7 protein-coding genes are annotated in these 12,625 nt (G+C 40.0%); all 7 read right to left on the reverse strand.

Annotated features, from left to right (window positions below):
- Positions 1 to 5,344, reverse strand: a 5,344-nt coding sequence (locus ACTHJT_RS04555; protein WP_440236667.1) for an immunoglobulin domain-containing protein, incomplete at its 3' end; no start/stop codon positions are given.
- A 215-nt stretch (positions 5,345 to 5,559) separates the two neighbouring features.
- On the reverse strand, positions 5,560 to 6,366 hold the full coding sequence (gene proC / locus ACTHJT_RS04560; RefSeq protein WP_440236668.1) for a pyrroline-5-carboxylate reductase: 807 nt from the start codon (positions 6,364 to 6,366) through the stop codon (positions 5,560 to 5,562).
- A 71-nt stretch (positions 6,367 to 6,437) separates the two neighbouring features.
- Positions 6,438 to 7,730: a glutamate-1-semialdehyde 2,1-aminomutase gene (gene hemL / locus ACTHJT_RS04565; protein ID WP_440236669.1), complete on the reverse strand. Its 1,293-nt coding sequence runs from the start codon at positions 7,728 to 7,730 to the stop codon at positions 6,438 to 6,440.
- Positions 7,727 to 9,427, reverse strand: coding sequence for a hypothetical protein (locus ACTHJT_RS04570; RefSeq protein ID WP_440236670.1), 1,701 nt, complete (start codon positions 9,425 to 9,427; stop codon positions 7,727 to 7,729). Before ACTHJT_RS04570 ends, hemL begins: the two co-directional genes overlap by 4 nt.
- Before the next feature lies 1 nt (position 9,428).
- On the reverse strand, positions 9,429 to 10,958 hold the full coding sequence (gene guaA, locus ACTHJT_RS04575; protein ID WP_440236671.1) for a glutamine-hydrolyzing GMP synthase: 1,530 nt from the start codon (positions 10,956 to 10,958) through the stop codon (positions 9,429 to 9,431).
- A 148-nt stretch (positions 10,959 to 11,106) separates the two neighbouring features.
- Positions 11,107 to 11,535 (reverse strand): TerB family tellurite resistance protein, encoded by a 429-nt coding sequence (locus tag ACTHJT_RS04580; protein WP_440236673.1) that lies wholly within the window; start codon positions 11,533 to 11,535, stop codon positions 11,107 to 11,109.
- A gap of 293 nt (positions 11,536 to 11,828) precedes the next feature.
- Positions 11,829 to 12,605, reverse strand: a complete 777-nt coding sequence (gene surE / locus ACTHJT_RS04585; RefSeq protein ID WP_440236674.1) for a 5'/3'-nucleotidase SurE — start codon at positions 12,603 to 12,605, stop codon at positions 11,829 to 11,831.
- Positions 12,606 to 12,625 lie beyond the last annotated feature (20 nt).

Genomic DNA, 12,625 nt, shown 5'->3' on the forward strand with positions numbered 1-12,625 from the left:
ATATTTTAGCGTTATTAACTACTGCGACACCATCTTTATACCATTGATACACTAAATTATCTCCGATTGCACCAATCGTAAATTTAGCAAATTGCCCTGTACAGATAGATTGTGAGAATGGATGCTGAATAATAGTCGGAGAATTAATCACGATTGACGCTGGTGCAGAATACTGAACAGCACCGCAGTTTTCCGTTACCTTGCATCTATAATTCCCTACTTCTGTATTGTCTACATTCAATGTCGTTAAACTGTTCGTATTAACACCACTATACTTACCACCATTTGCCAGGTCAGTAAATATTGTTGACCCATTCGGGGCAAACTGCCATTGGTAGGTAATTCCTGCACCTGGTATATTAATAACAAATAAAACCGATTGCGTTCTGCAAACATCCGCTGAAATAGGTTGCTTAGTAATGGTTGAAGAGGTTGTAGTTGTAACAACAGCTGTATTACTTATTGTTGGTGTCGAACAACTGGTTGATGCCTTACATAAATAATTTCCGGCATCTGCGTTGGTAACTGAAGTAATTGTAAGGGTAGCTGTTGTTGCCCCTGAAATTGTTCCACCATCACTCAAATCAACTCCATCTTTTTGCCATTGATAAATAACTCCCGTGGGATTGGTAACTGTAAGTGCCAATACCAATGTTTGGCCGGTACAAACCAATTGACTTGCCGGTTGAGACGCAATCACCGGAGCGGTTGAAAGCGTTACCTGCGCACCGCTAGTAGTTATTGTTCCACCGCAGATAGCAGTCATAACACATGTATAATTTGCTTCATCTGACGATGCCAGGCTATTAATTGCAAGCGAACTTGTTGTAGCACCTGCTATATTACCTCCATCTACCAGATCAATTCCATCTTTTTGCCATTGATAAGTTGTTACTGCGCCGGACATGGTAACCGCAAGCGTAATGTTATCTCCTGTACATGCACTTATAGCACCTGGTTCAGACACAATAGAGATGGATGAATTTACAACCAACGTTGCGGCAGAGGTAGTTACAAGATTACATAAACTTGTAAGGTCACATGTATAAGATCCGGCATCTGATATTGCTGTAGCAGTTATAGAGTATGAAGCGTTCGTAGCGCCTGATATTGGATTCCCATTCAATTTCCATTGATATCCCAGGCTACTTCCTGATGCAGTAACTGAAAAAGATGCGGGACTACCTGCACAAACCGTTACATCTGCAGGTTGAGATGAGATACTTGTTGATGTGTTAACCGTTAATGTTGCTGCCGCAGAATTGATTGTACTTGAGCACAAACTGCTCACGATGCATTGGTAAGAACCGGCATCTGCTGCAGAAGCATTACTTACAGTAAGTGTACCGGTTGTCGATCCCGAAATATTAGCTCCATCAACAAGATCAATACCATCTTTTTGCCATTGATAAGTAATAGCACCGCCTGTTGCATTACAAACAAAAACAGTAGCATTGCCTGAACATACAGATTTCGAAGTAGGTTGAGAAACAATTGTGGTACTTGCTCCAACACTCAGTGTTGCGCCGTTTGAAATAGCCTTAGGTGTACATGTTCCGCTTACTTCACAAGTATATGTACCATCATCGCTTACTGAAGCAGAAAGAATAGTCAGGGTATTTGTTGTTGCACCAGTAATGTTTGCTCCATTAGATAAGATCACACCATCTTTCTTCCATAAATATGTAAGGCCTGTACCTGAAGCAGAAACAGAAAAGTTTGCTGGAGTACCGGTACATACTGATACGTTTGAAGGTTGTGTATTTATTACAGGTAATGTATTCACCGTAATAGTAGCGGTAGAAGAAACAATAAATCCACTGCAGGTATTGCCTGTTTTACATGTATATGTGTCAGCATCAGAAGCAACAATATTTGATATGCTTAATGAAGCTGTAGTGACACCACTGATTCTTGAATCATTTACCAGATCAACTCCGTTTTTCTGCCATTGATACGAAATCCCGGTTCCGCTTACGACGATAGAAAGGGTAACTGTAGATCCGATACACGCCGTTTTATCAGATGGCTGGCTTGTAATAGTAGCAACTGATCCTACTGCCAGATTTGCTGTATTGGATGTAACTGCTGGTGTACATGAACCTGAAACTGTACATGTGTATGCTCCGGCATCGGCAGCCACTGCCGGGCTGATTGATAAGCTTGCTGTAGTGGCGCCGGAAATTGCTCCGCCATCTGTCAACGCTACGCCGCCTTTTTTCCATTGATAAGTAATACCTGTACCAGTTGCAGCAATTGTAAAATTAACATTCGCAGAACCGCAGATCGTAACATCGCTTGGTTGTATAGTAATGGCCGGAAGATCCCTTACTGTCAAGGTCGCGGCAGTAGAATTCAATACTCCTGAACAGGCATTATTAATTGTACATGAATAACTACCTGCGTCACCGGAAGTAGTTCCGGTAATTGTTAATACGGAAGTTAATGCACCGCTGATATTGCCACCATCTGTTATGGCAACTCCTCCCTTTTTCCATTGATAAGTGATACCGCTTCCTGTGGTACCCAAAGTGAAAGATGCTGTTTGACCGGCACATACTGTAGCAGCAAGCGGATTAGAAGATATTGCTGCTGTAGAATTTACGGTAAGAGCTGCAATGTTGGATGTTACTGCAGGTAAACAAGCACCTGAAACAACGCAGGTATAATTACCGGCATCGCTGACAGCAACACCCGTTATAGTTAATGAACTACTGGTTGCTCCAAATACATTGCTGCTATTTACAACATCAACACCATTCTTTTTCCATTGATAAGTAATACCCGTACCAGTAGCCGTAATTGAAAATGATGCATTAGCTCCTGAACATATTGTACTCGCTGCAGGTTGTGTTGTTATTGCCGGAAGTGTATTGATAGTAAGTACTGCATTATTGGAAGTCGCAGCCGGACTACATGCGCCCGTAACAACACAGCTATATGTTCCTGCATCTGCAGCTGTTATGGAGGAGACCAGTAATGAAGCTGAAAGTGCCCCGCTGATGTTACCGGTATTCGTTAAATCAACTCCATTTTTTTTCCATTGATAAGAAACAGCTCCTGTAGCAACTACAGAAAATGATGCATTTAATCCTGCACATATACTTTGGGATGCAACTGGTTGAGATGTTATTACCGGTGAAGAGGTTATGGTTAATGTTGCAGCCGTAGATGTAGCTGTTCCGCAAGTACCTGTTATTACACACTTATAATTGGTTGCATCTCCTGCAATTACACCTGTGATCGTTAGTGTATTGGTTGACGCACCACTTATACTTCCTCCATCTGACATATCAACGCCATTCTTTTGCCATTTATAGCTCAGGCCTGAACCTGTAGCTGCTACAGAAAAAGAAGTAGTTCCACCTAAACAAGCAGTTTTATTGGTTGGATTGGTCGTGATTGTAATTCCTGAACCTACTGTTAATGTTACGCCATTGCTTGTCACAACCGGAGAACATGTACCTGTAATATCTACAGTATAAGTTCCCTGATGTGCGGTTGTCGGGGCAACAAGGTTTAGTGTTGCTGCATTCGCTCCTCCGTATACAGCATTGTTTGAAATATTAACACCATCTAATTTCCATTGATAAGTCAGTAATGTTCCTGTTGCGGAAACCGAAAAAGAAGTATTACTTCCGGTACAAATTGACGATGAAACCGGTTGTGTTGTAATGGATGGTGGTTGATTGATAGTAACGACGGCATTCCCGGATGTAACATTATTTCCGCAAGAACTCACCACACAGGTATACGTACCGGCATCACCCGCGACTACCGAAGTAATAGATAAGTTAGCTGTGGTAGCACCTGAAACAGTCCCTCCATCTGTAAGAGCAACGCCTCCCTTTTTCCATTGATAGGTAAGAGCGCTTCCTGTTGCAACGATAGATAGATTAAGCGTGGTACCTGCACAGATAGTCTTAGATGCAGGCTGTGTACTGATGACAGGCACTGAATTACACTCCTGATATTTGGACCAATAAGTATCTTCCAATCCTAAGTTTCCAAGCGTAGAGCTTCCTGCTCCCGGATCAAAATCTCCTATGCTGCCGGTATAAAAACCACCTGCATAAGCAAAACCAGCAGAGTTAAAATCCATTGAAGTTCCCTGATCATCTGTAGCACTACCTACACTGAAACCCCAGGTATTTACGCCTGTTGCGTTATATTTAGAAATAAATGCATCTTTCCCTCCTGTACTTGAAAGATTCAGAGCAGTACCCGCAGGGTTGAAGTTTACTCCTGAACCACTAAAATATCCTGTTAGGTAGCAGTCTCCGCTTGAATTTGAACGAATGCCGATCGCTTCATCATCTGAATTAGAAGCTCCCATTTTCTGAGCGAATACCGGAGCAAACGTTGTTAAATCATACTTGGCAAAAAGAATATCTTTACCTGTACCGGCGGCGGTCAAATTTTGCGTATTGGCGCTTCTTGGATCTGCATCAATAAAACCGGTAAATGTACCGGCAACATTTAATGCGCCGGAGGCTCCTACATGCATACGGTTCACCAGCTCAACACTTGCACCTGATATTTGACCGACATTTGTAAAAATACCTGCTGTCGTATACTTTGCAATAAATGCATCCCCGCTTCCCTGAGGTGACACCTCCGTCAACGTAACTGTTGCAGCGCCGGGATCAAAGTCCATTGTATTAAATAACTGACCGGCTACATATACATTATTGCTTGCATCTGTAGTAATCGCAGTACCTTTCTCAGCTCCCCCAGTACTACCAACTGTGAATCCCCACTGGTATGTACCGTCATTCGCAAATTTCGCAACAACAACATCAAGTAACCCAACAGCCCCCCCCTGGGTTGTAATTGTTCCGGTTGTAGCCTGTGTACCACCGTTATCTTTTCCATATACACTTGCGTCTGCTGCGATGTATCCGGTAACATATACATCACCATTTGCATCAAGTGCCATATCTAATATCTCATCACTGTTAGCAGTAGAACCAATGGCTCTTACCCATAGGAATGCTCCTGTGCTGGAATACTTCGCAATAAAACCATCGGGAGTAAGTACATTCGGACCATTGAAAGAAGACGGTACTGAAAAGCCATTAAAATAAATGGTTGAACCATACAAGGAACCTGCAATAAAAACGTTGCCTGCATTGTCAACTGCAACTCTATAACTTTTTACGCTGCCACTACCCGAAGAATAAATTCCTTTATTCCAGCTTAGCGTTCCGGAAGCATCATATTTCAATAAGAATGTTTTCGTGATTGTGCTGGAAGTTGTAATAGTAACGGGATCTGTGATCTGATTTGTAAAATATCCAAGCGCGTAAAAATTGTCAGATACATCCGTTGCAATATCCTGCAATTGATCCTATCCCACACCAGCAACTCTCTTCGCCAGTTGAAATGTCTGCCCAGCAGCAGACATCGACAGTAAAATAAATAAACAGAGAGTTAGTCTACCGTATAAATATCTCATTAGCAATGGTTTTAGATTTTAATAAAATCTTCATTCCCATTCAAACGAAAAACGGCCTTAAAGGTTGTTGAAATATATAAAATATTGAATTAAAAATGGGGCTATGCGCCCCCAGACAATTCTTTAGCTCTTTTTTCTGCACTTTTCAAAGCCTCAATGATATGCTCGCCAACTTCTCTCTTTTTAAAAGTGTTCAATGCAGCTTCTGTAGTTCCACCTTTTGAAGCAACCATGGCAATCAATTCGTCGATGGTCAGTTTCGAATGATTCAGAATCTGAAATGCACCCATCATGGTTTCTTTGACCAGCATGCCGGCGACATTTTCATCCATTCCCATTTGTTTACCAGCTTCAATCATATGCTGGACGATGTAATAAAAATACGCCGGGCCGCTACCACTTAATGCAGTCACTGCATCAAGCATGCTTTCATCTTTCATAAAGATTGCTTTGCCGGTAGTTTCAAGCAACATATCTACAACACTGATATTTTCAAACGAAGCATCTTTGGCTACGGTAAATGCCGTAATGCCAAAACCCAGTTGTGCCGGAGTATTCGGCATGGCACGTACAACATTTTTATGACTTAACAGATCCTGAATTTGTGAGATCTGAATACCTGCCATGATGGATAAGATCATCTGACCTTCCACTAGATAATTCTTTAATTTTTCTGAAAGAATTCTGAAATCCTGAGGCTTTACAGCAACGATTACAATATCATATTTCTGGATGGATTCATCTATATCAGCAGACAAAGAAGCAATACCTTCCATTTTAAGCTGCTCTCTCTTTTCATCATGTTTTTCAACGATCAATAAATCTTCTTTCAAAACAATTTTTCTACTCACAAATGCTTTCGCATATGTCATCCCCATATTTCCGCCACCTAAAATTGCAATCTTCATATTCGTCTTTATTTAAACAATGATATATATAGAACAGTGTATGGCCTGCGCCTCAAAAGTACTCAATAAGCTTAATTGTGAATTTGTCTCATACTTTCCGTATGAGCAGAAATTATCCGGTCTGCCAACTCTGTTGAAATAGCCGTTGAAATAAATAAACTCTCAAACTGAGAGGGGGCCATGTATACACCTCTTGACAACATTGCCTGGAAGTATTCAGCAAATTTTTTCAGATCGGATTGTTTAGCTGTTTCAAAATCCTCTACTGAAGTATTGGTAAAAAACATCGTAAACATTGACCCAATGTGATTGAAGGTATAATCAAGGCCTAACAGGTTATTCGCCTTTTTTAATCCTTTTACTAAATAATCAGTTTGTCTGGATAACTGGTTATAAATATCAGGATTTTCGTTTAGATGCTTCAGTATTGCTAAACCAGCAGACATTGCAATCGGATTTCCGGATAAAGTTCCTGCCTGGTATATTGGCCCAGCCGGAGATACTTTCTGCATGATTTCTTTTTTACCTCCATAGGCACCAACCGGCATACCACCACCGATAATTTTTCCTAACGTGGTTATGTCTGCCTGCACGCCTAATGCGCCCTGGGCACCTGAAGCTGAAAGTCTGAACCCCGTCATTACTTCATCAAAAATCAACACGATATTTTCTTCGTCACAGATCTTTCTTAAACCTTCAAGAAATCCAGGTTTAGGTAACACGCAACCCATATTACCGGCTACAGGTTCTACAATAATGGCGGCTATTTTATTTTTATTCTTCTCCACCAAAAGCTTAACAGCTTCGATACTATTATATGGAGCCGTTAATGTATCGTTTGCCACACCTTGAGGAACGCCCGGACTATCAGGTACGCCCATGGTAACAGCACCGCTACCCGCCGCTATCAAAAATGAATCCCCATGTCCGTGATAACAACCTTCAAATTTTATAATTTTTTCTCTGCCGGTAAATCCTCTTGCTACACGAATAGCCGACATAGTTGCTTCTGTTCCTGAATTAACCATACGAACCATTTCTACAGATGGAACCATATCCACAATCAATTCAGCCATTTCAACTTCTTTGCGCGAAGGTGCTCCGAATGAAAGGGAATCGGACAATGCCTCACGAACTGATTTTTCTATTAGTTCATTAGCATGACCTAGGATCATTGGCCCCCAGGAATTTATCAGTTCGATGAATTGGTTATCATCTTCATCAAATAAATAAGCTCCTTTCGCACGTTTAATAAACAGTGGATTTCCACCTACGGCTCTAAATGCGCGTACCGGAGAATTTACTCCGCCGGGTATATATTCTTTTGCTTTTGAAAAAAGCTCAGAACTTTTTACTGTTTTCATTCAATGGGATTAGCTAATGTTAATTTCAGATTACTGAAATAATATACAGGAACATAATTATTGCAGGCCGAACGGCTAAAATCAAACCCGGTCATAAAATGGCCTTTTTGCACGCGTGTTTTTCTCATCAGATCAAAATACCCTGTACCGGCAAGCTGCATATTATTTCCTACGAGAGTCATAAGCTCATAACCTAAAACACTATATTTTGATGGATAAATATTGTATTGTCTGATATAAGCTTCTTTAAATAATTTATAAGAGTCTGTATAGAACGCATAAAAATCAGGATAGATAAAATAGATTTGTCTGCGTTCAAACTGTTCATACGTTTGGTTATTAATATCCAGCCATTCACTTTTAGTAATTACCGGAATATTAAGACGGGTAATCTCTAAGGCACTCACAATGTTTGAAGCCAGAGCCGGTTCACTTGATGCTACAAAAATATGGCTCACCTTATTCAGTGAAATTTCATCAGTGAACATTTTATTGATTGTTGCAATATTCGTTTTGTTAATCAATACAAACTTTGAAACCGTAAAACCTTTTATCCGGACTGAATCTCTGTAGTACGCTGCCAGTAGGGAATCCTTAACATCAGATGTATAAAGAATCACTACATCTGTTTTTGCCTTTGTATCATCATCTTTTGCATCATTCTTGCGGTAAACAAATTTACTCTTTGCAAACGAAGATGTTTGCCCGGCAATCGATTCAAGCGTAGGCTGAAATAGCAATGTCCTCGTTGTGTTCTCAATAATATTTGAATTCAGTGATATGGGATTGATGACGGGTATATTATTCTGCTCTCCGAATACGGTTACATAAGGAATCAATGACGGATACAAGGGACCAATAATCAGATCCATGGTTTTAAGTTCAGGATATGAAATAATAGTTTGTATTTTGTTTACGTCACGATCCACATCGTATACATGCAACGAAATATTCAGTCCTGTTTTCTTAAGCGAATCAACAGCCGTAAGAATTCCCTGGTACATATCATCGATATAACTGTTCTTTGTATGATCGGTTAGATTTTCATTCAGGTTCATCGGAAAAATAACTGCAACATTATATACAGCTTTTTTAACATACTCTACTGCCCTGCTTTGTTTGCTAAACTTAAACTCCTGTGCGAGGTATTCATATAACATATTATTCTTTGAACCTACAGGTGCTGCTGCCAGCTTGTTGAACAGTGCTTTTGCAAGTTCTTTATCGGTAGAATAAATTCGTTGCAGTTTAATTAAGGTATCAACCGGATTAATGGTTGGGTAATTCGCCTGTTTAAATTCAGTAATGGTAATTTCCATTCCATTAATAATAGACAACGCATCTATTGATGTACGGTATTGCTTCATACCAAAATAAACCAGCGCCAATAAATATTCAGCTTCGTTTTTTTGCTTCCATTGCGGATCACGGTTCAGCAGCTGCAACAGCATTTGCCGCGCCTCATTATACTTTCCGGCTTTATAAGCCGACAAAGAATAATAATACTGGGCATAGGATGTGTATGCGTTGGAAGGATCCGGAGAGGTAACCGGCAAGAAATACTCCATTGCAATTTCATATTTCTGCATCTGATATACCTGCTTTGCTCTGTTATAATCTTCTTTCCAGCTTTGCTGCGAAAACGAAATCAAAGATTGAAAAACTCCGACAAGCAATAAAACCGCTTTCAATTTCATATTATTCCCATTCAATCGTTGCAGGTGGTTTAGAGCTTATATCATATACAACTCTGTTAACACCTTTCACTCGGTTTATGATTTCATTCGAAATATCAGCCAGAAATTCATATGGCAAATGTATCCAGTCTGCGGTCATTCCATCTGTACTGCTAACTGCGCGAAGCGCTACTACATTTTCATATGTTCTTTCATCTCCCATTACACCAACAGATTTAACCGGCAGCAGAATTGCGCCTGCCTGCCATACCTGATCATATAATCCCTTTTCCTTCAAACGGGAAATGAATATATAATCTACTTCCTGAAGAATCGCGACCTTTTCGGCAGTGATATCGCCAAGGATACGAATGGCTAAACCCGGCCCCGGGAATGGATGTCTTTTAAGAATAACATCATCAATGCCCAGCGTACGTCCCACTCTTCTCACCTCATCTTTAAATAAGGTATTCAATGGCTCAACCACTTTCAACTTCATTTTTTCCGGTAATCCACCAACATTGTGATGCGACTTGATTGTTGCCGAAGGACCTTTAACTGAAACGGATTCAATAATATCCGGGTAAATTGTCCCCTGCCCCAGCCATTTTACATTGGCAATCTTATGAGATTCCTGATCAAACACTTCTATAAATTCTTTTCCAATTGCTTTACGTTTAGCTTCCGGATCACTTAGTCCGTCTAACGCGCTATAGAATTGTTTTTTAGCATCAACGCCGATTACATTTAAACCCATATGTTTATATGAATTTAAAACTTCTTCGTATTCATTCTTTCTCAACAGACCATTATCAACAAAAATACAAGTCTGGTTGGGCCCGATTGATTTATGAATCAAAACGGCTGCAACAGATGAATCCACGCCGCCCGATAGACCAAGTACAACTTTGTCTGAACCGATTTTATTTTTCAATTCACTGATCGTCGTTTCAACAAACGCATCCGGAGTCCAGTCCTGGGAACAACCGCAAATATGTACAACGAAATTTCTTAGCAATTCTTTCCCTTGAAGAGAATGTGTTACTTCGGGGTGGAACTGAATCCCAAACGTAGTTTCACCTTTTACTTTATATGCTGCAACCCGAACAGTTTCTGTACTACTCAGGATTTCAAAATTGGATGGAATTTCAACGATGGTATCTCCGTGAGACATCCATACCTGAGAATCGGGCAAGATTTCTTTAAAAAGATCATCGGATGTATGAACATTATTCAGGATGGCTCTGCCGTACTCACGTATGGAAGATGGCTTAACAACACCGCCTGATTTATGGGCAATCAATTGCGCGCCATAACAAACACCCAGCAAAGGGAGCTTGCCTCTGAATTGAGTCAAATCAATATCCGGTGCATTTTCTTCCCGAACGGAACAAGGACTGCCTGAAAGAATAACTCCTTTTACAGATGGATCCAATTGAGGAGCCTTATTATACGGATGAATTTCACAATACACATTTAATTCTCTCACTCTTCTGGCAATCAGCTGAGTATATTGAGATCCAAAATCTAAGATTAATATTTTTTCAGTCATGCTGCAAAGTTATAAATACCAGCCTTTTTTTCCATGGATTTATGTTACATGTCAATAAATAAATCCTTGAAAACAAGGAAAGACAGGTAATAAAAAAGGGCTGAAAGTAAACTTCCAACCCTTAATTAATTAAACTCAAACCAAAAAATTATATGAAGAGATACTCAGAAGCTGCTCTTTTTAATGATTTTTTTGATTTACCGATTGCTAAGCCTTCTACTAGGGCCTGAACCAATATCCAGGCTACTGCCTTACGGATACCCATTTTTTCAGCTATTTCGATGGTGTATTGTACTTCTTTCGGGCTTACTTCGCCGTCAATACGCATCATTTCCACTAAATCATATAATTGATCGAATCTCTGTTCGTCATTTTCAGGTTTTTTATAGAAAAAGTCGTCGGAAGCATCTACCATTTCAAATACTTCTTCTGCTGATACTCCGTTTCTTTCTCCAATTTTTACTAATAGACCAGACTCAGATTTAGAGATCTTTCCATCAGCTTTAGCTAGTTGCACTAAGTTCATTATGTGACTTTTATGTGCTTTTGTTTTTTTTGTAGCAAAAAGTGTCAACATGGTTTTCTTTTGTTTTTGTTTCGATACAAAGGTAGATATAATTCAATTAATAGCAAATTAAAAATATAAAAATATTATAAACAAAATACCATTCATTAGAAAAAGCATATATTCAATTAATTAAAAAACAGATATTTAAATACAATAAAAAAAACTGAAAAAATTTTAATTATAAAAATAATCCTATTAATAGATTTATGACCAAACTTAAAATAATACAATATAAGCCTTATTAAAAGCGAAGAGACCCGACATTGCTGCCGGGCCTCTTCTATATGGTGAAATGCATCCGTTCAGGAATTCAGTTTCCAATCCTGATTCAACTGGCCGATAATCGTATGGGCTGTTAAATCATAGGTACACGGCACCACAGATACATATCCATTGGATAGTGCCCATTCATCTGTATCTTCTCCCTTATCTTTATTTTCAAAACTTCCGGCCATCCAGAAATACCTGCGGCCATACGGATCAAAACGCTCATCAAACTTCTCCTCCCAACGGGCATGCGCCTGGCGGCAGATTTTAATTCCTTTCAGTGGACCATTTCCCGCTGGCGGAAAGTTAACATTCAATGTTATACCTTTCGCCAAACCATTGGTAAGGACTTCCTGCGCAATTTGCTTCACATATTTTTTCACGTGTGAAAAATCTGCATGGGCATCGTAATCACACAATGAAAAACCGATTGCAGGCAATCCCTCAAGAGCTGCTTCAATGGCTGCAGACATAGTACCTGAGTATAATACACTAATAGAAGAGTTGCTTCCGTGATTGATTCCGCTTACTACCAGATCAGGCTTGCGCCCTTTTAATACATGATGCTTGGCTAGTTTCACACAATCTGCCGGAGTACCTGAACATTCATATGCCTGAATCCCGGGAAACAGGTCGCTCGTTTCCAGACGTAATGTATCGCCGATCGTAATGGCATGCCCCATGCCCGACTGCGGGGAGTCTGGTGCAACCACCACTACCTCGCCCAATTCGGTCATTACTTCAATCAATGTTCTGATGCCGACTGAAAAAATCCCGTCATCATTACAAACTAATATTAATGGCTTAGACATAATGCTGTTTTATTAATGAC

Origin of the sequence: Cytophaga sp., assembly GCF_051961495.1 — a bacterium.
In the GTDB taxonomy this organism is placed as follows: Bacteria; Bacteroidota; Bacteroidia; order Cytophagales; family Cytophagaceae; genus Cytophaga.